General features: G+C 64.4%; 27 protein-coding genes. 15 read left to right on the forward strand and 12 right to left on the reverse strand.

The window, feature by feature from the left end; all coding sequences use genetic code 11:
- Positions 1-35 precede the first annotated feature (35 nt).
- Entirely contained in the window at positions 36-704 is a 669-nt protein-coding gene (locus tag GGD65_RS02495; protein WP_183234332.1) for a hypothetical protein, read from the reverse strand.
- 1,159 nt (positions 705-1,863) lie between these two features.
- The gene (locus GGD65_RS02500; protein WP_409362731.1) at positions 1,864-5,193 is read right to left on the reverse strand and encodes a DEAD/DEAH box helicase; all 3,330 of its coding nucleotides are present in this window, start codon (positions 5,191-5,193) and stop codon (positions 1,864-1,866) included.
- A gap of 562 nt (positions 5,194-5,755) precedes the next feature.
- Between GGD65_RS02500 and GGD65_RS02505 the strand changes: the two genes are divergently transcribed.
- Positions 5,756-5,995, forward strand: a complete 240-nt coding sequence (locus tag GGD65_RS02505; protein ID WP_018317945.1) for a hypothetical protein — start codon at positions 5,756-5,758, stop codon at positions 5,993-5,995.
- 165 nt (positions 5,996-6,160) lie between these two features.
- Entirely contained in the window at positions 6,161-6,445 is a 285-nt protein-coding gene (locus GGD65_RS02510; RefSeq protein WP_092257955.1) for a hypothetical protein, read from the forward strand.
- A 6-nt stretch (positions 6,446-6,451) separates the two neighbouring features.
- Here the strand turns inward: GGD65_RS02510 and GGD65_RS02515 are convergent, their stop codons facing one another.
- Together GGD65_RS02515 and GGD65_RS02520 are read right to left on the reverse strand one after the other, a co-directional pair.
- Positions 6,452-6,844: an NUDIX hydrolase gene (locus GGD65_RS02515; RefSeq protein WP_018317944.1), complete on the reverse strand. Its 393-nt coding sequence runs from the start codon at positions 6,842-6,844 to the stop codon at positions 6,452-6,454.
- Positions 6,845-6,987: 143 nt separating this feature from the next.
- Positions 6,988-8,067 (reverse strand): AI-2E family transporter, encoded by a 1,080-nt coding sequence (locus GGD65_RS02520; RefSeq protein WP_018317943.1) that lies wholly within the window; start codon positions 8,065-8,067, stop codon positions 6,988-6,990.
- A 150-nt stretch (positions 8,068-8,217) separates the two neighbouring features.
- On the opposite strand from GGD65_RS02520, the gene GGD65_RS02525 reads away from it, so the two are divergent.
- The 3 genes from GGD65_RS02525 (at position 8,218) to GGD65_RS02535 (ending at position 9,230) form a co-directional block, all read left to right on the forward strand.
- Positions 8,218-8,430 (forward strand): hypothetical protein, encoded by a 213-nt coding sequence (locus tag GGD65_RS02525; RefSeq protein ID WP_026201938.1) that lies wholly within the window; start codon positions 8,218-8,220, stop codon positions 8,428-8,430.
- 132 nt (positions 8,431-8,562) lie between these two features.
- On the forward strand, positions 8,563-8,790 hold the full coding sequence (locus GGD65_RS02530; protein WP_018317941.1) for a hypothetical protein: 228 nt from the start codon (positions 8,563-8,565) through the stop codon (positions 8,788-8,790).
- Between the two features lie 137 nt (positions 8,791-8,927).
- Positions 8,928-9,230, forward strand: a complete 303-nt coding sequence (locus GGD65_RS02535; RefSeq protein ID WP_018317940.1) for a hypothetical protein — start codon at positions 8,928-8,930, stop codon at positions 9,228-9,230.
- Positions 9,231-9,255: 25 nt separating this feature from the next.
- Here GGD65_RS02535 and GGD65_RS02540 read toward each other — a convergent pair whose 3' ends face one another.
- The 3 genes from GGD65_RS02540 to GGD65_RS02550 all read right to left on the reverse strand — a co-directional run bounded on the left by GGD65_RS02540 (position 9,256) and on the right by GGD65_RS02550 (position 10,742).
- Positions 9,256-9,690, reverse strand: a complete 435-nt coding sequence (locus GGD65_RS02540; protein ID WP_018317939.1) for a hypothetical protein — start codon at positions 9,688-9,690, stop codon at positions 9,256-9,258.
- 162 nt (positions 9,691-9,852) lie between these two features.
- Positions 9,853-10,071: a hypothetical protein gene (locus GGD65_RS02545; RefSeq protein ID WP_183234333.1), complete on the reverse strand. Its 219-nt coding sequence runs from the start codon at positions 10,069-10,071 to the stop codon at positions 9,853-9,855.
- Between the two features lie 386 nt (positions 10,072-10,457).
- Positions 10,458-10,742: a hypothetical protein gene (locus tag GGD65_RS02550; RefSeq protein ID WP_183234334.1), complete on the reverse strand. Its 285-nt coding sequence runs from the start codon at positions 10,740-10,742 to the stop codon at positions 10,458-10,460.
- Between the two features lie 186 nt (positions 10,743-10,928).
- Between GGD65_RS02550 and GGD65_RS02555 the strand changes: the two genes are divergently transcribed.
- From GGD65_RS02555 to GGD65_RS02565, 3 genes are all read left to right on the forward strand, one after another.
- Positions 10,929-11,516 (forward strand): formyltransferase family protein, encoded by a 588-nt coding sequence (locus tag GGD65_RS02555; protein WP_018317936.1) that lies wholly within the window; start codon positions 10,929-10,931, stop codon positions 11,514-11,516.
- 172 nt (positions 11,517-11,688) lie between these two features.
- Complete coding sequence (locus GGD65_RS02560; protein ID WP_026201935.1) at positions 11,689-12,039, forward strand: hypothetical protein; 351 nt, start codon at positions 11,689-11,691, stop codon at positions 12,037-12,039.
- Positions 11,984-12,529, forward strand: a complete 546-nt coding sequence (locus GGD65_RS02565) for a hypothetical protein (protein WP_183234335.1) — start codon at positions 11,984-11,986, stop codon at positions 12,527-12,529. The genes GGD65_RS02560 and GGD65_RS02565 overlap by 56 nt, the downstream gene beginning before the upstream one ends.
- 53 nt (positions 12,530-12,582) lie before the next feature.
- Here GGD65_RS02565 and GGD65_RS02570 read toward each other — a convergent pair whose 3' ends face one another.
- A complete protein-coding gene (locus GGD65_RS02570; RefSeq protein ID WP_183234336.1) occupies positions 12,583-12,981 on the reverse strand; it encodes a RidA family protein in 399 nt (132 codons plus the stop codon).
- A gap of 152 nt (positions 12,982-13,133) precedes the next feature.
- Between GGD65_RS02570 and GGD65_RS02575 the strand changes: the two genes are divergently transcribed.
- Positions 13,134-14,009, forward strand: a complete 876-nt coding sequence (locus GGD65_RS02575) for a DMT family transporter (RefSeq protein ID WP_179736636.1) — start codon at positions 13,134-13,136, stop codon at positions 14,007-14,009.
- 201 nt (positions 14,010-14,210) lie between these two features.
- Positions 14,211-15,644: a caspase family protein gene (locus GGD65_RS02580; protein ID WP_018317931.1), complete on the forward strand. Its 1,434-nt coding sequence runs from the start codon at positions 14,211-14,213 to the stop codon at positions 15,642-15,644.
- Positions 15,645-15,738: 94 nt separating this feature from the next.
- Here the strand turns inward: GGD65_RS02580 and GGD65_RS02585 are convergent, their stop codons facing one another.
- Together GGD65_RS02585 and cysK are read right to left on the reverse strand one after the other, a co-directional pair.
- Positions 15,739-15,981 carry a BrnA antitoxin family protein gene (locus tag GGD65_RS02585; protein WP_018317930.1) on the reverse strand — a complete coding sequence of 81 codons (243 nt, stop codon included), beginning with the start codon at positions 15,979-15,981 and terminating at the stop codon, positions 15,739-15,741.
- Positions 15,982-15,984: 3 nt separating this feature from the next.
- Positions 15,985-16,962, reverse strand: a complete 978-nt coding sequence (gene cysK, locus GGD65_RS02590) for a cysteine synthase A (protein ID WP_018317929.1) — start codon at positions 16,960-16,962, stop codon at positions 15,985-15,987.
- A gap of 222 nt (positions 16,963-17,184) precedes the next feature.
- Between cysK and GGD65_RS02595 the strand changes: the two genes are divergently transcribed.
- Complete coding sequence (locus GGD65_RS02595; protein ID WP_018317928.1) at positions 17,185-17,403, forward strand: hypothetical protein; 219 nt, start codon at positions 17,185-17,187, stop codon at positions 17,401-17,403.
- Positions 17,404-17,418: 15 nt separating this feature from the next.
- On the opposite strand, the gene tgt is transcribed toward GGD65_RS02595, so the two are convergent.
- Complete coding sequence (gene tgt / locus GGD65_RS02600) at positions 17,419-18,564, reverse strand: tRNA guanosine(34) transglycosylase Tgt (protein ID WP_183234337.1); 1,146 nt, start codon at positions 18,562-18,564, stop codon at positions 17,419-17,421.
- 191 nt (positions 18,565-18,755) lie between these two features.
- Here tgt and GGD65_RS02605 point away from each other — a divergent pair, with 191 nt between their 5' ends.
- From GGD65_RS02605 to GGD65_RS02620, 4 genes are all read left to right on the forward strand, one after another.
- The gene (locus GGD65_RS02605; protein ID WP_183234338.1) at positions 18,756-19,964 is read left to right on the forward strand and encodes a patatin-like phospholipase family protein; all 1,209 of its coding nucleotides are present in this window, start codon (positions 18,756-18,758) and stop codon (positions 19,962-19,964) included.
- 136 nt (positions 19,965-20,100) lie between these two features.
- Positions 20,101-20,847 carry a TetR/AcrR family transcriptional regulator gene (locus GGD65_RS02610; protein ID WP_179736627.1) on the forward strand — a complete coding sequence of 249 codons (747 nt, stop codon included), beginning with the start codon at positions 20,101-20,103 and terminating at the stop codon, positions 20,845-20,847.
- Positions 20,848-21,098: 251 nt separating this feature from the next.
- The gene (locus GGD65_RS02615) at positions 21,099-21,701 is read left to right on the forward strand and encodes a PepSY domain-containing protein (RefSeq protein ID WP_179736625.1); all 603 of its coding nucleotides are present in this window, start codon (positions 21,099-21,101) and stop codon (positions 21,699-21,701) included.
- A 241-nt stretch (positions 21,702-21,942) separates the two neighbouring features.
- Positions 21,943-22,980, forward strand: a complete 1,038-nt coding sequence (locus GGD65_RS02620; RefSeq protein WP_018317923.1) for an aspartate-semialdehyde dehydrogenase — start codon at positions 21,943-21,945, stop codon at positions 22,978-22,980.
- Positions 22,981-23,106: 126 nt separating this feature from the next.
- Here GGD65_RS02620 and queA read toward each other — a convergent pair whose 3' ends face one another.
- Complete coding sequence (gene queA, locus GGD65_RS02625) at positions 23,107-24,180, reverse strand: tRNA preQ1(34) S-adenosylmethionine ribosyltransferase-isomerase QueA (protein ID WP_183234339.1); 1,074 nt, start codon at positions 24,178-24,180, stop codon at positions 23,107-23,109.
- Positions 24,181-24,303: the final 123 nt, after the last annotated feature.

Raw genomic sequence — 24,303 nt, forward strand, 5'->3', positions numbered from 1 at the left:
CCGGGCGACCTCGGTCAATCCCGAAGTTGCAGTCGTCAGCTTTCCGGAGCCGCCGTCGCAGCCGGCACAGTCAACGGCGCGCCTCCGACCGAAACGGGACCGAGGGGCTTTGCTTCGCGAACCATCCGCTTGCGCATCGCGGCGGATAGTCCGTAGCGCGCATGCGCTCTTCGGATGGACGAGGTGACGTCCGACGTCATCGCATTTTGCAGCGTATCGATCTTCGCGATCAGCGTGGACAGCTGCGACGATATCTTCTTCACGTCGACCCGTTCGTCCGTGATGCTCTGTCGCAGCGACAGCAGCACCATTGAATCCTGCTGCAGCAAAACCGAGTTCTGGTCCGTTGCCTGATTGGTCTGTTGCAGCAACGCGGTGTGTTGCTGCTGGGCCGACTGAATGTCCTTCAAGACCGCGACGACCGGATCAGGCTTTGGCACGGATGCTTCCAGGCGCGGAAGCAGTTCAGCCAGGCTGCCGACATTCAGCGACCGAAAATCGGACGGCGAGGTGTAGATGGCCGCCGCGCCGTTGATGGCCAAGGCACACACCGACAGGGCCAGGACCGATTTCCGGCTGGACTGCTTGATCGGAACCGGGGCTTCCTGGACCGCGGGTTCCTGCTCCGCTGCGGCGGCTGCAAGTGCTACTGCGTCGAGTTCTTGGGCGAAGCTTTGCATTTCGAAGGTCGTGGTCATTTGCATTGACCCCAGTGAGCGAGCAACAGGAAACCGCCCCTGGACCGCCCGCGCGACGACCCCTTGTACGCAGCACCCTTACACAACTGCCTAAAATTGTGAGCATTTTGGATTAATTCCACGTTAGCGGCCGACTACGCCGCCCCCGGCCGATTACGGGGAACGTGCGAAGACCAGAGGCGCTACGCTGACAGCTGCCGTAGGGTGGGCAAAGGCGTTCTCTGCGCCTTTGCCCACCCTACGGCAGCCGTTCCTAGGTCAGCATCTGACCAAAGACCTTTCCGAATTTGGCAGAATGCCCCTGTTTTGCCCGACGGAGCGAACGAGCCTTGCCGCCGGTTTCAAAACACCTTGTGCCAGCCGCACTTAGCTACTGTGCATGGGGTTGTTTTCGCATTTTGATGCGCTCTCCCCCTCATCCAGCACTTCGAACAGCTCCTCCATCCACTCGCAGATTACAAACCTGGTCCTATCGGGCTCGTACCGCGTTTGCGCGACACAGTCGTTCGCCGCTCGACCTGGGCCTTGGCATCCAGCACCTTGTCTCCAGCTCGTGCGGCTCGCTGGTCTGAAAGGCTCGAGCCTCTCCCTGCGAGAGCATCCGAGCCAACGCCGGTGTTTCCCTGAGCCTGTGTTGCAGGCCGCAATCTGTTTTGGGAGGACGCCGAACCAGTGGCCTTTTGATCCTCATTGCTCGTGCCGCTCCCAATCGCGCCGATCGGCAGGCCATTTTGAGCGTGACCAACCCCGGCATTTCTCGCAGCCTGAGTTGCCGCCCGCGACCTCGCGGGCGTGGCGGGCTGAACGTTCGGATTGGTCGGTTGGCTGTTGGTGCCCAGATCTCCGCCGGCGGCGGTGTCCTTCGTCCCCATCCCCGCGGGTGCGGAAGGACCTGCATTGCCCGCACCCGTTCCCATTCCGGAAGGCGCCGAGCCGCCAGCGCTACCCGGTCCCGTTCCCATGCCCGCTCCTGCCGACCCGGCATTTGCGCCGCCTGCTTGCACCAGGGCCAACAGACACGAGCTTGCGACAATCGCGACAATGATCGGAGGAATGGCATGTGACATCGGACAATCTCCTTCGCCACGCCCCGATTAACTATAATGGTGGAACAGGGACTCCGCTACGAATTCGCAGTTGTTCGCGCTGACGAACGCGCGAGCCCTCACCCCTCGTCCAGCAGCTCGAACAGCTCCTCCACCCGCTCGAACGGCGCGTCCTGCATCTTGGCGTGATGGACCACGCGGTCGCCGTCGCGTTGCAGCGATCTTCCCTTCGACTTCCGCAGGCGTCCGGGCAGGAACGTTGCGGCCGCAGCTTCAGGGCCGACGTCGAGGCGGATGATGCCTCTGCGCTTGCATTCCAGCCTGAGCCTGGCTGCGGCGAAGAAGTCGCGCGCGACCTTCGGCAGCGGGCCGAAGCGGCGGGCGGTTTCCTCCTCGAGGTCTTCGAGGTCGTCCTCGTCGGTGCATCTTGCGGCGCGCGCATAGAGCTCGAGCCGCACCGGCTCGGACTGCACATAGGTCTCGGGCAGCATGTCCGCGACCGGCAGGTTCAGGTCGGGCACCCACACCGCCTGCCCCTCGTCGAGCTTCTCCGAAGCCATCTTCAGGAGGTGGCTGTAGAGCACCGGCCCGAACACCTGGACGTGGCCGGATTGCTGCTCCGAGAACAGATCGCCTGCGCCTCGCAGATCGAGGTCGCGCTCGCTGATGGCAAAGCCCGCGCCGGGCCGGCTGAACTCTTCGAGCACAGCCAGCCGCTTCTCGGATTGTCCGGACTGCGTCTCGGTCAACAGATGGGCGAAGGCGCGGATGCCGCCGCGGCCGACGCGCCCGCGCAGCTGATGCAGCTGGGCGAGGCCGAACTTTTCAGGCCAGCACACCACGATGGTGTTGGCACGGGGAATGTCGAGGCCGCTCTCGACGATGTTGGTCGCGAGCAGGACGTCGGCCCTGCCCTCAACGAAACTCATCATGCGGTCGTCGATCTCGTCGGCCGCCAACCTGCCGTGCAGGCAGACAATGCTTAAGTCCGGCGCCACGGCCTGCACCCGCGCCAGCATGGGATCGAGATCCTGGATGCGCGGACAGATCAGGAAACTTTGGCCGTGGCGGCGCTGCTCGCGCAGCAGCGCGGAGGCGATCGCCGCATCCGACAGCGGCGCGATCCTGGTCGCGACCGGCAGCCGGTGCACCGGGGGCGAAGCGATCACGCTGAGATCGCGGAAGCCAGCCAGGCCCGCGGCGAGCGTGCGCGGGATCGGCGTCGCGCTCATCATCAGCACATGGACGTTCTTGGCGAGGCCCGAGAGCTTGGCCTTCTCGGCCGCACCAAAATGCTGCTCCTCGTCGATGATGACCAGGCCGAGATCGTCAAACCTGACATCCTTGCCACCGAGCGCCTGCGTGCCGATCACGACCTTGATCCGGCCGCTGCGCAGTCCCTCCTTGGTCTCGCGCAACTCCGCGCCCGAGGTCGCCCGCGACAAGTTTCCGACCTCGATGCCGAACGGCGCAAATCGCTTCTGAAACGTTGCGACATGCTGCCGTGCCAGCACTGTCGTCGGCACTGCGATCGCCACCTGCTTGCCGGACAGCACGACGGCGGCCGCCGCACGCAGCGCCACCTCGGTCTTGCCAAATCCGACGTCGCCGCAAATCACCCGGTCCATCGGGTGGCCGGAGGCAAGATCGTCCAGCACGTCGGCGACCGCCTTGGCCTGGTCGGTCGTCGTGAAGTAAGGAAAACGCGCGACGAACTTCTCATAGGCCGATCCTGGCGGAACCAGCTTTTCGCCGCGCCGCTTGCGGCGCTGGCTGATGTGCTTGGCGAGCGCCTTGCCGGCGACCTGGATTTCGCGCTCGGCCTCACCGCGGCGCGCCCACCACGTGCTGCCGTCCGCCTTGTCGAGCGAGAGCTTGCCGAGCTCGGCCGCGTAAGGCCACATCAAGGCCAGATCGGGCGGCGGCACCAGCACCGCATTGTCGCCGGCGAATTTCAGGCGGATCATCTCCCGCATTGCGCCTCCGCCGGTATTCACGGTCTGCAGGCCGTCGAGCACGCCAAGGCCGCGCTGGAGATGGACGACCACCGTGCCCTGCTCGGGCACGTCGGCATGATCGAAGGCCGCGCTCCAGGCGCGCGCCATCGGCTGCGGATGATGCGCCCGGCTGCCGAGCACGTCGGACGCCGTCACGACGACGAGAGGCTTCTTGCCCGGCATCACGAAGCCTGCATCGAGATCGGCCAGCAGCGCCGCCTCGCCGCTCCGCCCGCGCGCCGCGTCGTCCCAATCTTCGCAACGCTGCGCCTTGAGGCCGCTCATCCGCTCCATCACGCGCAGATCGTCCTCATGCGCTGCGGCGAGGATCAGTCGCGATCCGGCCCGGCGCGTCTCCTCGACGAAGGCACGCAGCGCTTTCCTGGAGGAAGTCAGTTTCGAAAACTCCGGGACCGTCTGGAAGGACGACGCGCGCGGCAACACCTTCATGCCCCGGGAGAGCTGCTTCCAGTCCCGCCGTCCGAGATATTCGCGCTCACGCTCCGCACGCGGTGCGGCCTCCTCGATCGTGTCGAACCAGCCGTCGGCATGCACCGGCACGCCCGCATCGGCGATCCATTTGGCGCGTCCGCAATAGTCGAACAGGCTCGCGCGCTTGCCGCGTTTGCCGGCAAGGCCAAGCCGCTCCGACATGGGATCGACGACAAGCTCCCTGGTCTCGAAGATGATCCTGTGCTCGTTCGGATCGAACGCCACGATCCGCCTGATCGCGCGATCCGAATGCTCGATCCGGAACGGCCCCAGCGCGCCGGCCGGAAATATCTCGAAGGTCTGGCCGTGGAACAGCGCCCCACCCGGATAATCCGGCTCGTCGTCGAGATCGTATCCGAGCGCTTCGAGGTGCGTCTCGAGGTCCTGTTCGGAGAACGTGCCGCCCACCTTCAGGCTCACGCTCAGGCGCGACAGGCTCGCCGGCGGCGGCAGTCGCTCCATCACGGCTTCGGCGGTCGAGACGAGAAAGAGCGGCTTCTTGGATTTCGCAAGGCGCCTCAGGACGGAGGCTCTGCGCCCTGCGAGCTCGTGCGACGGCTCGAGCTGATCGAACGGCAGAGTGTTCAATCGCGGAAATACCAGGACCTCACAGGAGGGGTCGAGCGCATGAATGACACTGCCGAGCCGCTCCGCCCTGTTCTCGTTCTCGGCGAGAAAGACGATGCCGCTGCGTCCGGACTGCGTCCATTGGGCAAGCAGATGGAGCGCCAGCATGCCGAGCGGCGACGAGGACGGGATCGCAGCGCGCTGCGCCGCTTTGCTCTTCCTTGGCGACGTCTTGGTTGGCAGCGCCTTGCGTGGCGACGTCTTGCTCGGTGACGTCTTGTGCGGTGACGCCTTCTTCGGCGGCGTCTTGGCCACCCGCGCCTTTTTGGTAAGCCTCACTTGAATCCGTTTCTGGTCGTAAGCCGTCGTCAACTGAACGCCAGCCGCCCTCATTCCGATTCGGCGACTTCTCGCCTTGCATATGGGATTTGCCCGGTGAACGCACGCCTGGTGGCAACGTTCGGCGCGGCGCCGCGATCCCGACAATTTGGCTGTTGATCGAGCTCGGGCCGGAACTAGCGCGGCGCGAGATCTGCGTCTGTCGATGCGACGCTTGGCGCGATTGTAAACATTCTGCGCCCGGAGAGAAACGAAAAACCCCAGCGCTTGGAGCCACGCTGGGGCGTTTCGAGCAAAATGAACTGGTCAAGCAATGACGTCTTCATAGCAGCGATTTCACCTCGCGCTTGTGAACTGGTTCACACACGCCAAACAAACGACCTCGGTGAGACCGAGGTCGCCAACCTTTGTGGGGAAGGTTTACTCCCGGCCTGGGGGTTTTGGGGCTTGGGGATGGGCCGGGAGCCAGGATTCGACGTTTGCCGTGCCAAGTCGTTCCAAAGTCGCCGGCGGAGGTTCGCCCGCGCGGCAAAGCACGCCGGAACGGAGTACCGCATTCCCCGGTTTGAGCGCGCACCCGTCGCGCGCTAGGATGCCTCATTTTACGGAGGCTCATTTGAAACCAGTCATTTTCATCGCCGCCATTGCACTGCTTGCGACGGCTCCCGCACGCTCACAGCCGCTGGTCGATCCCAACAAGGTTGCTCCCGAATTCCGCGAGGCGGCCGAGAAGCGCCGGGCCGAGCAGTTGCGCCAGCGCGAATGCGCGCTGAAGGCGGATCTCGAGAAAGTGCTCCCGAGGGATCGCACCGCCTTTCTCAACCAGTGCCTGGACACGATGGCGGCCAAGCAATAGCGACTGCCCGGCTGTTCCAGCCGGCCTCTTCCACCGCCGGCCACGGCCGGCCGATGGCGCTTGCCCGCGCGGTCTGCGAGCATTCCGCCACCAAGGCATTCAAGCTTTCTTCAGACATTTGGGATCAGCTGATGATCCATTTCCCAAAGTCATTGTTGTGCGCGCATGAGTTCAGTCCAGATTCAGTGCACGCGGTGCAAGAACGTGTTTCGCGATCGCGCCGGGCGGTTGCAGGACGGCTATTCGAGGCAATGTCCGAGCTGCGAAGTGGTGCTGTTCTTCGCCGAGGATTCCCAACATCCCTTCGTCAAGCGCGCGATGCGCGATGCGCGCAAGGTCCGCAAGGAGATGCGCGAGGCCGAGGCCGCGAAGCTTGCTGCGCCCGAACCGCAGGGAGCGCAGTCGAGGAGGTTCGCCGGACGAACGCGATCAGCGGGACGCGAGGACTAGCCTAGCTCACCGCCGCCTCTGCTTCCTCGGAAACAGGCGGTCGCGGATATAGCGCGAGGTCGGCGTCAGACGGATGCCGCGCGGCTTCTGCCAGGCGGCACGGTCGATCTCCTTCTTGTCGCCGATCGCCAGCCTGCCTTTGGCGGTCTTGGCAATGAAGATCGCGTCGCTCATCTTGCGACCGGAACGCTTGTTCCTCGCCGTCACTTCCTTCCAGAGGCTGATCCTGCCAAGCTTCAGCTTGGGCAGCTCTTCCCTGATCTCACGCCGCAGGCAATCCTTGTCGGACTCGCGCGCGCGCTTGCGACCGCCCGGGAACATCCACAGGCCGTCCGACCGGCGTCTGACCAACAAGACCTTGCCGCGCCGGGCGGCAACCAGTTTGGAAGACTTCGCCATTGCTGCCGTCATTGAAACCAGAATCGTCCCGATCGTAACTGGTCTAGTCGAACAGACAAGTTCCCGGCACGTCTTGATCACAGGCCGCGATCCCTCGGGTCCTGGCGCGACACGGCGGAAGGATCGCGCCGTTCGAGGCGAGATCAGCCCTCGGACGCCCCCGCCCGATCCTCCGTCCTGATCCAGGCCATCATCATCTCCCAGGCCACCGACAGGATGATCGGCCCGATAAACAGGCCGACGATGCCATGGGCCAGCGTGCCGCCGATGACGCCGACGAAGATCACGATGGTCGGCGTGGTCAGGCCGCGTCCCATCACGAGCGGCTTCAACATGGTGTCGAGGAAGCCGACGACGACGAGAAACACGGTGAGGAGCAGCGCCGTGGTGACGTCCTTGGCGGTCCAGATCCAGATGATGACAGGCAGCAGCACGAGGAAGGCGCCGATCTGCACGATCGAGAGCAGCAGCACGATGAAGGCGAGAAGGCCGGCGCTGGGCACCGCCGCGAGCTTGAAACCGATGCCGGCGAGCAGCGCCTGGACGATCGCGACGCCGATCACGCCCTGCGCCACGGCGCGGATGGTCGCACCCGCGAGCGACAGGAAATGCTCGGTCTGCTCGGGCACGATGCGAAACAGGAAACCGCGGCTGGCCGCGACCAGCCGCGGCCCATGTGGAAACAAGAAGCCCGCCACGAACACCGACACCAGGAACTGGAGCGTGCCGACGCCGGCATCGCCGGCGAGCGAAAGCAGCGGTCCCGCCAGCGGCTGCAGATACGGTGCCACCTCGCGTACCACCGCGCGGACGTTGGTGTAGGCCTGGTCCCAGAGTTCGTAGAGCAAGGGGCCGACCAGCGGCCACGATTTGAGCTGTTCGGGCGCGGCCTGAAGCGCCAGATCGCCGGTGCCGAGCTGATGCGCCAGCTCACGCACGCCGTCCACCGCGCTGATGCCAAGCCAGGTCGCCGGGCCGATGACGATGCCGAGCGTGATCAGGGTCAGGATCACTGCTGCCGTCTTGGGCCGGCCGCCGAGGATTTTTGCGACCCAGCTGAAGGCCGGATAGAACGCGACCGCGAGCACGCCGCTCCAGGCCAGGATCGGCACGAACGGGCGGATGATCAGGAAGGTCCAGATGATCAGCAGGGCGAGCAGGCCGAGCCGGATCACGAGCTGGATGACATCCTCTCCCGTCAGGAGCTGACGGAGACTTTTCACTGGCACTGCTTTCCTTGCGGCATGAACGCAACTTCCGGTGCTTGCGAGGTCTAGCCGTTATTGCCAGCAACGCATCCGGCGTCAAGGCGACTGGAACTGCCGGGACCCACGATTAGGAACACATCGGGGCCATCCCGCATTCGAAAGACGATGACAGACCCTCCCGGCGAATCCGATGCACGCGCGGGAATGCACCGCGGTATCCGCTATTCCCTGAGGCCGAACGCCGCGCCGGGCTATTGGCAATATGCCTATGCGATCGGCGGCAGGGTCCGCTCCGGACGGGTGCAAGGCAGGCTGCGGCAGCTCGCAATCAGGCGAGTGCAGATGCGCATCGACCGGGACATGCGAAACGGCAGCTGATCCGGCTGCGCAGCCCGCGACGGCGGCCGGGCTTGGCTAACGCCCGTTAACCGGATTTCCCTGCCCCGGTTTACGCCGTTGCAAACGCCCGTGACTACCTTGGGTCGAGGTCAACAAAAAGCATTCCATCAAATGGCCAACAGCATCTGGACGATCGAAGAATTCTCCTGTGCAGGTTGCGGCATGAATTACACCGCGACCAGGGAAGAGCACAGCGAAGCCCACACCGGCAGCTTCAAATGCAGCATCTGTAGCGGCGTGGTGCATGCCTGGTCCGGCAAGCATCATTTCTTCGGCTGGCAAGCCGTGAAGACACGGCCGCCCGTGTTCGGCAAGCGCTGGGCCGACGTCGAGTGGTAGGCTGTCCAATCTCTGATTGCGCCGTGCCAGTCATCCTGGACGGACCGGAGGATCGGCCGAATTGCACCGGTACCGTTTGGACTCCGTTCACCGATCGCCGCTAGATCAGGACGGATCCTTCGCGCCGAACAGCAGACATGGCCGACCTCAACGCCGTCCTTACCAGGCTCAACGACCGCCTGCTCCGTCTCGAGGGCGAGCTGTTCGTGCTGCGCTCATTGGCGCGCGCGACGCTGACGGCGGGCGACGACCATGCGGCGCGCATGCGCAAGCTTGTCGAAGCCGCAAAGATCGCGCTCGACGACGAGGCCAAGCGCCCTCTCGACAAGCCGACACGCAAATATGTCGATGCAGCCACCGCGCTGGTGGAGGAATTGCTGGTCGAGCCGACCCCGGCTCGGCCGCTATTCACGGTGATCGACGGCGGCCGGCGCGACTGAGCGCCCGCCTCAGTACGGCGATCGATTACCGCCCGTACATGCCGGGCGCGCGTGCGCGGTTCGGATAGCACTGTCCGCTCGAATAGTTGTAATCGTAGCCGTCCGGGCAGAGTCCGCCGCGTCGTCCGCCGTAGGCTTCGGGACGCCCGTAAGCGCCGGGCCCGTGCGCCCCGTTCGGATAGCAGCTGCCGTTCGAGTAATTGTAGTCGTAGCCGTGCGGACAGAGGCCGCCGCCGCGTCGTCGTCCGTAGTATTCGCCTGGCCCTGGATCCCGGGTATAGACACCCGGCGAATGATAGTCGTTGGGATAGCAGCGGCCGTTCGAGTGGTTGTAATCATAGCCGTGCGGACATTGTCCGCCCGGACCACCCCTGAACTGAACTTGCTGCACCATGGGCTCCGGCGATGCCGCAGGCACGGTTGCGAATGCAAGCAGGCCGGCCAGCGCAAGCTCGATCATGACGTCTCCTCCAAATCACGGGGACAAGCCTAGCAGGATTCGTGTCCCACGAAACAACCCGGGGATTGAGACATGGCCGGCCTGAACCATGCATGAACCGGTTTTCGGCCTGCGACGATGCGTCGTCCCCACTCCGCGCGGGAGCCCGCCTCGCCGCCCCCGCTAGACCGCGTTGGAATTTTCCGCCTTGAGCCGGCCAAGGCCGGCCTCGATGATCGCGATCTCCTCGTCGATCTGGCCGATCGGCAGGCTGAAATCATAGCCGGACCTGCTCTTCAGATCGACCGCGAGCCGCTGTCTGTGCATCATCAGCTGATCGAGCCCGCGCCGGTTCTTCAGCCGCACATAGCTGTCGACAATCTGCTCAATTGCGCTCGGCATGAAATCTGTCCCGGCGAAAAAGGCCCGCGCGGCGCACAAAGGCCGGCGGGACATTTTCGGTGTCGCGGTACGCAATACAAATCCGCGACGGATTCGTCGATACGCCAGGCTGGTTGAGATCGTGTTACCATTCGATGATTTCGTGATGCGTGGCACGAAAAGGCCGCTGGCGATTATGCCAGCGGCCAAAGCCGGGTTCGAAAACGGATGCGGGTTGAAATGTCGCCAGCCCCGGTAGGCGCAGGTCTAGCAGCCGGCCGCAAATACCTCTGTTAAAAACGAAACACAGGAACCGGTTTTATCGCCTGCATGCAGGCCCGTCGTGGCCGTGCGGCAACGCCAAAACATGCTCCGGAAAAGTGCGCAGCGGTTCTCCGGATCACGCTTTAGTCCGTGACGCAGAAATAGGTGCGCGGATATCTGCGATAGGCGCCGTAGCGATAGTGCGGCCGGTAAGCGTAGCTGCGATAGAGCGCCGGCGGCTCCTCACCGTAATAGGCACCGTGATAGAAATTGGTGACAGGCCCTCCGGCGCAACGATAGGCGTCCCAGGTCGGCCCCACGAACGGCGCGACTCCGGTCTCCGGCGGCACAGCAGGGTACGGCCCGCCGGCATGGGCCGGAGGGGCTACGATCAGCATCGCGAAAAGGAAAAGCCAGGCGCCTCGCATGCACTCGCTCCCGAGCCGTGCAATGCAGCTATGGAGCACCGGAACGGTCGCCTGCGCAATCGCGAAATCCGTCGCGCCCCGCCGGCACATTGTTGATAACCGGCGCAAACGCCGCGCGGGGGGTGACAGGGCGTCCGGACGTGTTATCGGGAGGATGACGCAGTTGCGAGACCGGATCGGACACCCATGCGCATTACCCTCGTCGGCTCCCGCCATTTCGGCGTGACCACCCTGAACATGCTCCGGGAGCACGGCGTCTCGGTCGTCCGGGTCGTCGTCGCCGATGCCGAGGATCGGCTGGCCGCGTCCGCCAAGGCGGCCGGCATCGAGGTCGCGGTCCAAGCCAATCCGAAGCTGGTGGTGGCCTCCGAGATTGCCCCCGATACCGACCTGATCATCACGGCGCACAGCCACGCCCGGATCGGCAGGGACGCGCTCGCCGCCGCCAAGTTCGGCGGGATCGGCTACCACCCCTCGCTGCTGCCACGCCATCGCGGCAAGGCCGCCGTGGAATGGACCATCAAGGAAGGCGATCCGATTGCCGGCGGCACGATCTATCATCTCGCCGACCGCATGGACGCTGGCGCCATCGCCGCCCAGGATTGGTGCTTCGTCAAGAAGGGCGAGACCGCCCGCGAGCTCTGGGAGCGCGCGCTCGCTCCGCTCGGCCTCAAATTGCTCGCCGACGTAATCGATTATGCCAAGGTCCACAAGGCGCTGCCGTCCAAGACTCAGGACGAGCAGTTCGCGACCTCTGCACCGAGTCTCTCCTGACGTTTAACCTTAACGTGAAGGGGCCTTGATTCCGCTTCGAAAATTGGAGCCGGGATCGCAAATAAACCATTGTTTCCACAGGAACAATTTTCGATTTGGCATTGCAACAAATTTCCGTCACATTTCGTCCGAATAAGCGTCAGCATATCAGACAAATTCAAGGACGGAATTCATGCGTTTTGGTCGCATCGCGGCGTTCTGTGCCGCTGCAGTTTTGACCGGCACCCTCGCCGCTCCCGCCCTCGCCCAGAGCCCCTATGACGGCAACTGGCAGGTCATCATCGTCACCAAGAGCGGCACCTGCGAGCCGACCGCAAGCTCCATGCTGACGGTTGCCGACGGCCGGATCACCGCGCCCGGCGCTAACGTTTCCGGCACCATCGGCAGCGGGGGACTTGTGAAAGTTTCGATCAATGGTGCATATGCCAACGGTCAACTCAGCGGCAACGCCGGATCGGGGAAGTGGAATGGAGCATCTGCAGGCATACCGTGCAGCGGGCGGTGGGAAGCATCGCGCCAATAAACCAATTGAGTCTCGCGCCCGGAACCGGCGGCTGCTGATTGCGGCCGCCGTTTTGTTTGCGGCAGGGATCGCCAACACCGAAAGCATGGCCCAGTCGGGCCCCTTCGCCCCGCTGGCGGGTACCTGGAGCGGCGGCGGCGTCGTCACCCTGGACGACGGCTCGACCGAGCGGATCCGCTGCCGGGCCAGATACGCCCCGATCGGACCGACCATGGAGATGTCGCTGACCTGCGCCAGCGACGCCTACAAGTTCAACCTCGGAGCCAACGTCAAGGCTGAAGGCGGCGCGATCGCCGGCAGCTGGTCAGAGGCCAGCCGCAACATCTCTGGCTCGCTTCAGGGCCGCGGTGCCGGCGGAAACTACGAGCTGGTCGCCTCGGCCGCCGGTTTCAATGCCAACCTCTCGCTGAAGACGTCCGGCAACAAGCAGAACGTCTCGATCCGCGCGGATAGCCAATTCCGCGGCGCCAACATCTCGCTGTCGAAGTAAGACCGTAAAGCGACACGGCAGTCGATCCGGCGAGCGCGCCGGGTCGACTTTTTTTATGCGCCGGGCACGAACGCCGTGACCTCGATCTCGACCTTGGCCCGCTCGTCCACGAGGCCACCGATATAGAGCAGCGTCGAAGGCGGGAAATTGCGTCCGAGCGTTTCCTTCCAGGCGGCGCCGATGCCGGCACCGGCTGCTTCATATTCGCTGCGGCTGGTCAGGTACCAGGTCAGGCGGACGATGTGCTCGGGGCCGGCGCCGGCCTCGGCCAGAAGCTTGATGATCCGCTTCAGCGCGGCCGCGACCTGCGCGGCCATGTCGGGCGTGTAATTGCCGGCCTCGTCGCCGCCGGTCTGGCCGGCCAAAACCACCCAGCGGCCAGGGCCTTCCGCCACAATGCCGTGAGAGAAGCCGCGCGGTTTTTTCCATTCGGCCGGCTGCAGGATCTGCATGAGCTGAGTTCTCCCATTTTTTGTCGTTGTTCGTTGATGCCTTAGCACGTTGCGGTGCATCGCTGCATCCGCAGATTTGGCCGTTGCAAACGGCGGCGATGTCGTCGATACCGGCCGTCCTTTCACATTCCATCCACCAGCACCCTGCCTCAATGAGCGCGACACCGTCCAAAACGATGGCTGCATTGTGGATGGCCGGCTGGCTGTCGCTGATGCTGGTCATGGCGGTTGCCGGGCGCGAGACCACGCGGGAGCTCAACGTCTTCCAGATCATGGAAGTGCGTTCGGTGATCGGTCTCACGCTGCTCCTGCCGCTCATCTACCGCGCCGGCGGCTTCAAGGCGGTCGCGACCAAACGCCTGCCGCAGCACCTTGCACGCAATGGGGTCCATTATTTCGCGCAGCTCGGCTGGTTCTACGCACTGACGCTGATCGGAATCGGGCAGGTGGTGGCGATCGAGTTCACCATGCCGATCTGGACTGCGGTGTTGGCCGCAACGTTCCTGTCTGAACGCATGACGATCTGGAAGATCGCCGCCGTCGTGCTCGGCATCGTCGGCGTCGTCATGATCGTGCGACCCGCCACCAGCGAGATCAATCCGGGCCAACTGATCGCGCTCGGGGCTGCAATCGGCTTCAGCGTCTCGATGATCCTGGCGAAGTCGCTGACTCGGACCGAGAGCGCCTTGTCGATCCTGTTCTGGATGATCATCGTGCAGATGGTCGTGGGCCTGCTGCCGACATTCGCCGTCTGGACCTGGCCGTCAGCCTATCTTTGGGGATGGCTGTTCGTCATCGGCGTCTGCGGCACTTTCTCGCACTATTGCCTTGCCAGCGCGCTCCGACATGCCGACGCGACGATCGTGGTTCCCATGGACTTCCTCCGGGTTCCACTGACTGCGACGGCCGGCTGGCTGCTGTATTCCGAGCGGCTCGACGCCTGGACCGTGCTCGGCGCTGTGCTGATCCTGTGTGGCAATCTGCTGAATTTGAAGCCGGCCTCAGCGGTTCCCGCCCGCGCGCCGTGAACCTCGCGCTGCCTCGCGCGACAAAACAAAGTGGCCGTGTGATTTGGATCACGTTGGGAATCATTCCCGTCGTGCACATTCGGCCACACAGCAGCGGGTTGCACGCAACGGACCGCCGTTTCGGTGGCGCGAAGTCGGGCACTTCGTGTAGGTTCGTTGCCAATTCGTTGCTGCCTGCAATTCGATTCTGGGGATTTCAGAATGCGCTATCTCACCCTCCTCGCTTCGCTCATGTGCGTGGCACTGTCGGTCAGTGCCGCGAAGGCCGACCGTCGTGTCGCCTTCGTCGTCGGCAACGGCTCCTACAAGAACGTCGCACAATTGCCGAACCCGCCGATCGATGCCAAGGCGATGGCGGCGACGCTGCGCAATGTCGGCTTCGAGGTGATCGAAGGCTCCAATCTCAGCCGCGACCAGATGACGGAGAAGCTGCTCGACTTCGGCCGCAAGGCGCAGGGCTCCGACATCGCGCTGTTCTATTATGCCGGCCACGGCATCGCCGTCAGCGGCACCAATTACCTGCTGCCGGTCGACGCCGACATCAAGTCGGAGATGGACGTCAAGCTGGGCGCCGCCATCAACATCGATCTGACGCTCGAGCAGACCATGGGCGATGCCAAGGTCAAGCTCGTCTTCCTGGATGCCTGCCGCGACAACCCGTTCGCCGCCAAGATCAAGTCGAACTCCGCGACGCGCAGCGTCAACGTGCAGAGCGGTCTTGCCGAGATGAAATCCGGCGAAGGCACCCTCATCGCGTTCGCCACCGGCCCTGGCCAGACCGCGCTCGACGGTCAGGAGGGCAACAACAGCCCTTTCACCCGTGCGCTGATCGACAACATCACCAAGCCCGGCATCGAGATCCAGCAGGCGATGACGTCGGTGCGCGCCCAGGTCAATGAAGAGACCCGCAAGGGTCAGCTGCCCTGGGGCCACACCAACTTGACCGGCTCGGTCTATCTCAACCAGGCTCCGACAACCCAGGTCGCCAACGCGGCGCCGACCGCTTCTGGCATCGTGCCGGCGGCGAGCGGCAGCTCGGACGGCGTCGAGCTCGAATATTGGCGCTCGGTGAAAGAGTCCAACAAGCCGGAAGAGCTCAACGCCTATCTCTCCGCCTATCCGAACGGTCAGTTCAAGGCGCTGGCGCTGGCACGCCTCGCGGCCATCAAGAGCGGCCCGTCGACCGCGACACGCACCCTCAACGCCGGCGTCGATCCCGCGACCTTCACCGACGAGGCCACCCAGCTCACCGAGGATCAGATCGGCCTCGACAAGACCCAGCGCCGCGACGTGCAGCGTCGCCTCACCGGGCTCGGCTTCGACACCAAGCAGACCGGCGTGTTCAGCGATGAGACCCGGACCGTGCTCAAGCGCTGGCAGGCCGCGCGCGGCTATCCCTCATCGGGTTACCTCAACAAGCACCAGCACAAGGCCCTGATCTCGGAGGTCCAGGCCGCCCCGCCGACCGCGAGCGACAACAGCCAGAAGGCGGCCCGCCGTGCCGCCGCGCCCGCAGGCAGCAGCGCACCGGCACCGGCACCGGCTCCCCAGCGCAGCAATCCCGGCGATGCTGCCGGCGCGGCGTTCGTGGGCGGCGTCGTCGGTGGCATGATGGGCGGCATGTTCCGCCGCTGAGATGCGGTAAGCTTGAAAACACAAAAGCCCGGCTCCCACCGGGCTTTTTCTTTGGTGCGACGGTGTCGCAGCATGCCCGCCATTGCGAGGTTGGCTACTTCCCCGCGGCCTTGCGCAACGCATCGTTGATGCGGTCCTGCCAACCCGGTCCGCCCTCCTGGAAAAACTCCAGCACGTCCTGATCGATGCGCAGCGTCACCTGCTCCCTGATTCCCGGCGCCACGTTCGGCTTCGGCGGCGCTGCGGCGACCTTGGCTGTCACCTTCTTGAATGCCGCCTCGGCCTCGGTCCTGGCATCTCCGAGCGTGCGCGGCCGCCTCGGGGGTTGATCCGCCATGTCCTAGATTCCCTCAAACAGCGCTGTCGAAAGATACCGCTCCGAGAAGGACGGCACGATCGCCAGGATGGTCTTTCCCGCCGCTTCCGGCCGCTTGCCGATCTGGATCGCCGCAGCGATCGCCGCGCCCGAGGAGATGCCGCCTGGAATGCCCTCATGCCGCGCCAGCGCGCGCGAGGTCTCGATCGCCGTCGTCGAGTTGATCTTCACGATCTCGTCGATCACGGCGCGGTCGAGGATGTCGGGAACGAAGCCAGCGCCGATGCCCTGGATCTTGTGCGGCGTATGCTGTCCGCCTGACAGCACCGGACTTTCCTCCGGCTCGACCGCGACCACGCGAAGTGAGGCCTTGCGCGGCTTGAGCACCTGGCCGACGCCGGTGATCGTGCCGCCGGTGCCAACCCCGGCCACGAAGAAATCAATATTGCCGCCGGTGTCGTTCCAGATCTCCTCTGCGGTGGTGCGGCGGTGCACCTCGGGATTGGCGAGGTTCTTGAACTGCTGCGGCATCACCGAGTTCGGCGTCGTCTTCAACAGCTCCTCGGCGGCGGCGATCGCGCCTTTCATGCCCTGCGCCGCCGGCGTCAGCACCAGCTCGGCACCGAGAAAGGCCAGCATCTTGCGCCGCTCGATCGACATCGATTCCGGCATCACCAGCTTGAGGCGGTAGCCGCGTGAAGCCGCCACGAAGGCGAGCGCGATGCCGGTATTGCCGGAGGTCGGCTCGATCAGCACGGTGTCGGGCTTGACGATTCCCGCCTTCTCCATCGCGATGATCATGGCCGCGCCGATGCGGTCCTTCACGCTCGCGGCCGGATTGAAATATTCAAGTTTTGCCAAAATCGTGGCATTCACATCGTGCATGCCGGGCAGCCGGCGCAAGCGCACGGTCGGCGTATTGCCGAAGGCGTCGACGATCGAGTCATAGATCCGGCCGCGGCCGGGTTGGTGCGCTGCACCCGTGGTGGACGATGCGTCCATGATGAACTCCCTGTGACGACACCTGCGCTTCTTACGCAGCTCATGCGCAGTTACGGATAGCCTGCGACGACACGCAAGCGAGAATGCGGCACATGTTAAATACGCTGCATCGCAAAATCGCGGTGAGCTTCAATTAGCAGAAAACCAACGCATTTGTGTTGCGACCTCGTCAACTGATTCTGCTTATGTTAGACTTAGGTCTCAAAGCAGGGAGGTCACACGATGTCAGCAGTTGCTGAAGTGATGCCGACCGTAGCGCTAAGGCGTGATCCGCGTTGCAGCGAGTTGCCGACCTGTCCCGTGTGCGCCGACTCCATGGTCGCCGCCGAAGCATCTGCGTATGTGTCGGACCATTTCATCAGCTATCTCTGGACCTGCGACAATTGCGGCTATGGCTTTGTCACCAAGCACGCCGTCAAGCAGCGGATCGTGTGCAACTGAGCTTGGACCGTTGATCTAGCGCGGGGCGATATCGCCCCTCGCCCAGTCCGCGCGCGTACGCTGATAGAACTCATCGAATTTTCCATGTGCGATCGCGTCCCGGATGCCCTGCATCAGGAACTGGTAGTAAGCGATATTGATTTCAGACAGCAGCATCGCCCCCAGCGTCTCGCCCGCCTTGACGAGATGATGCAGATAGGCGCGCGCGCAGTTGCGCGCCGACGGCCATGAGCTCTCCTCATCCAGCGGACGCGGATCGTCGGCGTGGCGGGCATTGCGCAAATTCACCTGGCCGAAGCGGGTGAAGGCGACGCCGTGCCGGCCATTGCGCGTCGGCATCACGCAATCGAACATGTCGATGCCGCGCTTGACGGCTTCGAGGATGTCGTCGGGCGTGCCGACGCCCATCAGATAGCGCGGGCGCTCTTTCGGCAGCAATGGTGCGGTCTCGTCGATCATCGCCAGCATCACGGCCTGCGGCTCGCCGACGGCAAGGCCGCCGATTGCATAGCCGTGGAAGCCGATTGCCACGAGACCTTGCGCGCTCTCGTGGCGAAGCTGCGGGATGTCGCCGCCCTGCACGATGCCGAACAGCATGTAGCCGTCGGGCGCGCTCTCGAAGGCGCGCTTGCTTCGCTCGGCCCAGCGGAGCGACAATTGCATCGCACGCTCGATGTCGGCGCGCTCGGCCGGCAGCCGCACGCACTCGTCCATCTGCATGGCGATATCGGAGCCGAGCAAGCGCTGCACCTCGATCGAACGCTCCGGCGACAGTTCGACCTTGGCACCGTCGATATGCGAGCGGAAGGTGACGGCGTTCTCGGTGACCTTCCGCAGGTCCGACAGCGACATCACCTGGAAGCCGCCGGAATCCGTCAGCATCGGCCCGTTCCAGCCGGTGAACTTCTGCAAACCGCCAAGGGCTGCGATCCGCTCGGCGCTTGGACGCAGCATCAGGTGATAGGTGTTGCCGAGCACGATGTCGGCGCCGGCATCGCGCACCTCGCGCCAGTGCATGCCCTTCATGGCGCCGGCGGTGCCGACCGGCATGAAGGCGGGCGTGCGCACCACGCCATGAGGCGTGGTCAGGTGCCCGGTCCGCGCGGCGCCATCAGTGCCGAGCAACTCAAAGTGATTGGGAAGATCATGGTCCGGATTCATGGCCGTGCTTATTGCGTGTCGGAGGAAGCCGATCAACCCGCCCAACCCACACAGTGGCCGGTCAGTGCCTCGGACTGGGACATAATCGACGCGAAAAGTCGTACCGCCACCCTTGTTAAACAAAACGATACAGTGTAGTTTTATCCTGGGGACTGGACGAGATGCCGCGGCGAATTTGCCGGCGGCGGTAAATGCGTGATCGCCAGCCACCGACAATGCCCTTCGCTTCCTGCTCGACTGACGTCGCCGGCCGCTCGCATGACTGGATCAGGCAGACAGGCGGCCGCCTGGCCGGATTTCTGGTCCTGGCGTGCAGCCTGGTGCTCGGCGCCTGCACCTCGATGCCCCGGACACCTTATACGGCCGCAGAAGCCAGCACATCGCGCGTGCTCGAGATCGATGGCCTCAGGCGCTACGCCGACGAGCCCATCACGAAATTCAGCTTCGAGAAGGACACCAGCACCGCGACGAAGTCCTATCTGGCGCTCTCCGGCGGCGGCGCCGATGGCGCCTACGGCGTCGGCGTGCTCAACGGCTGGACCGCGGCCAGAACCCGCCCCACCTTCTCCGTCGTCTCGGGCGTGAGCACCGGCGGCCTGATCGCGCCCTTCGCGTTTCTGGGCTCGCAATACGACGATACGCTGAAGGAGGTCTATACCAGCGGCATCGCCGAGACCCTGTTGAACGATCCCAGCATCATGCGCGTGCTGTTCGGATCCGGCCTGTTCGGCAACACGAGGCTGCGCGAGCTCGTCGCCCGCTATGTCGGGCCGGAGATCATGGCGCAAGTCGCGCGCGAGAATGCCAAGGGCCGAAAGCTCCTGGTGGTGACGACCGATCTCGACACCCAGCGCACCGCGATCTGGGACATGGGCAAGATCGCCGCGGTCGGCACGCCCGAGGCGCTCAAACTGTTTCGCGACGTGATGGCGGCCTCCGCCAGCATCCCCCTTGTGTTTCCGCCGATCATGATCGACGCCGAGGGTCAGGGCCGCAAGTTTCAGGAGATGCATGTCGACGGCGGCGTGACCGCGCCGGTGCTGACGCTGCCGGAAGCCCTGCTTTTCCAGGGCAACCGCCTGCCCGGCAACGCGAAGATGGACATCTACATCCTCGTCAACAAGAAGATCGAACGCAATTTCGAGCTGGTCTCCAACGGCACCATCGATGTCGCCTCGCGCAGCCTGTCGGCAATCACCCAGTCGCAGACGCGCTCGATCATCTTCTCGACCTATGATTTCGCCAAGCGCAACCGTCTCGGCTTCCACCTCTCCTACATCGCGCGCGAGTATCCGGCGCCGCCGTCGGAAGGGTTCGACACCGCCTATATGCGGGCGCTCTACCAATACGGATATGACAAGGCCGCTGCCGGTCAGGCCTGGAGCTCGACGGTGCCGTGAGCTTCCCGAGACGGAACGAGGCCCTGCCGAAACCGTTGACGATACGGCCAATTCGGCCAGATTCGCGATGACGCCTCCCCTCCTGCGCGATATAGAGCGAATGGCGACTGTCAGAAACGCGCAGGAATCATTGGGCATGGGATTGACTGCGACCAGGACGAGACCAGCAGCGCCGCGGCGCGAGGTGCCGAAATCCCGCGGCGGCCGGCCGACGAAGACCGCCGCCATCGAGCGCGACCAGCGGCTGATCGAGGTCGCCACCCGCCTGTTCCTGGACCGCGGCTTCGACGCCACCTCGCTCGACGCGGTCGCGGAAGCGGCCCGGGTCAGCAAGCCCACCGTCTATTCCCGCTACGGCGACAAGCGCGGCCTGTTTGCCGCCGTGCTGAGGCGCGAGATTGCGCGCTGGCTTGCGCCATTGTCGGCCGCCGCCGAGACGCAGCTCTCCAGCGCCTCCGACATCTCGGTCGAGCAGCGGCTGGTCGAGATCGGGCGCGAGATGCTGACATTCACCTGCGGACCCGACGCCGTCGCCTTCAGCCGCATGATGACGTCGCAGGCCATCAACTTCCCCGACGTTGCCAAGCTCGGCAAGGAGGAAGGCTGGATGAAAGCCGTCGCCACCACGGCGCGCTTCTTCGACCGTCTGGTGGCGCAAGGCGCGCTCGACGTCGAGGACACCAACATTGCAGCCGAGGTGTTTCTCGACGTGGTCGTCGGTCACACCCACCGTATGGCGACCTTCGGAACGGCCCTCGAGATGAAGGCCGCCGAGAAGCGCATGCGCGCGGCGATCAAGCTGTTCCTGGCCGGCGCGCTGGGGCCTGCCGACCGCGCCCAGGACACCAAGGGCAGCACGCAGCGCCGCCGCCCCTCCCGCTGACAATTCCGTGAGCGCGCGATCTATCCCCACTGGGGTGAGGCCGGCGGCATTGACCAAAATAAAACGATACGGTATGGTTTAGTTATAAGGCGATACGGACCGCTTTTTCACCAGCCCCAAAGAGGTCCGTATCGCTTCGATCGCCGCGGCGGGTACAGCCCGTCACGACGCTCCGCGGCCGACCGATGCCCAAGGTCGGCCGCGTCTTCTTTCGGATGATCAGGCCCGCTCGCCGGCCAGAGGTTTCGAGCATGAAGACAACTGAACGACATATCTCGCGATTGCTTGCGATCGCCCTCTCCGCGCTGCTCCTCGCCGCGCCTGCGCGAGCGATCGTGACCGCGGGTACACCGACCGCCCTTCACAGCGACACAGATGGTGATGCCGAGGCCGACCGCCAAGCCGTCAGCCGCGAGATCGAGCGCTTCCGCAGCTCGTCGATCTCGATCAGCCAGGCCATGTCGATCGCCGAAGCCCGGCACGCCGGCGCCACCACGGCGGATGTGAGTTTCGACGGGGCCGCCCGCGTGCCGGTGTATCGGGTGAAGACCCTGCACAACGACCGGATCTGGCGCCATACCATCAATGCATCGACCGGCGAGCTCGTCGGCGGCGAAGCCGCCCTCCCCCTCACTGAGCTCGACCACGAGGATCGCGACAACCTCGCAGCGCTCGGTGCGATCAGGCACCGCCTCGCCGATGCTGTCCGCGTCGCCGAACGCGCCGCCTCGGGCAAGGCGATCAGCGGCGGCTTGGTGCGCGAACGCGGCCGGCTCAACTTTTCGATCGTCGTCGTCAGCGGCGACGACCTCAAGGAGGTCACCCTCGAGCCGCCGGGCGCCAGGGCGAAATAACGGGAGTTCGGCCCCGGCATCGACCGGGGTGAAAAGCCATTGACGACCGCAAAACTCTCCCGCATAAGTCGCCGCCATGTTCACGACCACCAAACGCACGACCAAAACCACCACGGCCTCAGGGGCCCGGGGAGGCGTGCGCGCGTAGTCGTCGACTAAAACGCATCAGCTCTACGGCAAGCCCCGCCCTCGTTGGTCCGGGGCTTTTTTGTTGCCTAAATCTCAGCTCAACCGAAATGCAATGGAGGACAAAGTGAGTAACGATCCCGTCGTCGCGATTGTCGGCGTCACCGGTGCAGTGGGCGCCGAATTCATCGCCACCATGGACAAGCGCGGCTTTCGCGTCGGCAAGCTCAAGGCGCTGGCCAGTGCCCGCTCGGCTGGCAAGACGGTGTCGTTCCGCGGCCAGCCGGTCGTGATCGAGGAGCTCAATGAGCGCTCCTTCGAAGGCGTCGATATCGCCCTGTTCTCCGCTGGCGGCAGCATCTCCAAGAAGTTTGCGCCGATCGCGGTGAAGTCCGGCGCGGTCGTGGTCGACAACTCCTCCGCCTTCCGCATGGATCCGAACGTGCCGCTCGTGATCCCCGAGATCAACGCGAACCGCATCCGCGACCACAAGGGCATCATCGCCAATCCGAACTGTGCCGCGATCACCGCGCTGGTGCCGCTGTGGCCGATCCATCAGACGAACCGCATCAAGCGCGTCATCATCTCGACCTACCAGGCCGCTTCCGGCGCCGGCGCGGCCGCGATGGAGGAGCTGGTCGAATCCACCCGCGCCAATCTCAACGGGCAGGTCTATACGCCGAAGGTGATGCCGCACCCCTACGCCTTCAACCTTTTCAACCACAACACTGCCGTCGACCCTGACACCGGCTACAACGACGAAGAGACCAAGGTCATCAAGGAGACCCGCAAGATCTTCGAGGACGAGAGGATCGCGATCGGCGTCACCTGCGTGCGCGTGCCGGTGCTGCGCGCGCATTGCGAGGCCATCACCTTCGAATGCGAGAAGGAGATCACCGAGGACCAGGTCCGCGCCATCATGGCCCGGGCGCCCGGCGTGAAGGTCGTCGATGACCGCGTCAAGAACTACTTCCCGATGCCTATCGACGCCTCGGGCCAGGACGACGTCCTGGTCGGCCGCATCCGCAAGGACCTCAGCGATCCCTCCGGGCATTCGATCTCGATGTTCGTGGCGGCGGATCAGCTTCTCAAGGGTGCTGCGCTGAATGCGGTTCAGATCGCGGAGCTGTTGCCGCAGCGGGTGATGGCGTAGTCGATGTCCTAGCAACTGGTATCGTAGGGTGGGCAAAGGCGCGCAAGCGCCGTGCCCACCACTCTTACCCCCAATTCAAGAAAGACGTGGGCACGCTTCGCTTTGCCCACCCTACGGCGCCAGCGCTTAGCCGCGCGACCTGAAGAGCAAGCACGCATCGCCATACGAATAGAACCGATACCCGCTCGCGATCGCATGCGCATAGGCCTGCTTCATCGTCTCCAGCCCCGAAAACGCCGACACCAGCATGAACAGCGTCGATTTCGGCAAATGGAAATTGGTCATCAGGATATCGACCGCGCGAAAGCGATAGCCGGGGGTGATGAAGATCGAGGTCTCGGCCGCGAACGGCTGGATGGTGCCGTCTTCGCTCGCGGCGCTCTCGAGCAAGCGCAATGACGTGGTGCCGACGGCTATGATACGGCCGCCGTTCTTTCGTGCCGCGTTGAGCTGCTCCGCCGTCTCGGCGGAGATCGTGCCCCACTCCGCATGCATCTTGTGGCCTTCGGTGTCGTCCACCTTCACCGGCAAAAACGTCCCTGCCCCGACATGCAGCGTGACCCTGACGATGCCGACGCCGCGCGCGCGCAGCGCCTGCTCCAGCGCCGGGGTGAAGTGCAGGCCCGCGGTGGGCGCTGCGACCGCGCCTTCGTTCACGGCGAACATGGTCTGGTAGTCGGCGAGATCCTGATCGTCGGGCGTGCGCTTGGAGGCGATGTAGGGCGGCAGCGGCGGACTGCCGAGATCGGCGATGGCCTGATCCAGCGCCGGGCCGTGGAACGAGAACGACAACGTGACCTCGCCCTCGAGGCCCTTGGCCTCGACCTCGGCATCGAGATGGCCGAGCAGGCAGACCTTGCCTTCATTGCCGAAGCGGATGCGGTCGCCGGCGACAAGCTTCTTCGCGGGCTTCACCAGCGCCTGCCAGCGCGAGCCGTCGAGCCGCTTGATCAGCGTCGCCTCGATTCTGGGCTCGGTCTCGCGGCCGATGCGGCGGCCCTTCAATTGCGCCGCGATCACCTTGGTGTCGTTGACGACGAGCTGGTCGCCCGGCCTCAGCCATTGTGCGAGGTCGGCGATGGTCTGGTCGCGCAGTGCGCCGTTCTCCACGACCAGCATCTTCGCGGAGTCGCGCGGGCTCGCCGGACGCAACGCGATGCGCTCGGCGGGCAGGTCGAAATCGAACAGGTCGGTGCGCATGTCGGGCTCAGCGCCGTGCAGTCACTCCTCATCCTGAGGAGCGCGGAACGCGCGTCTCGAAGGATGAAGGCCCGGCTGCATCAGCTCGGCCTTCATGATTCGCTCGGCGATGCAAAGCATCGT

Origin of the sequence: Bradyrhizobium sp. CIR18, assembly GCF_014198295.1 — a bacterium.
Taxonomy (GTDB): Bacteria; Pseudomonadota; Alphaproteobacteria; order Rhizobiales; family Xanthobacteraceae; genus Bradyrhizobium.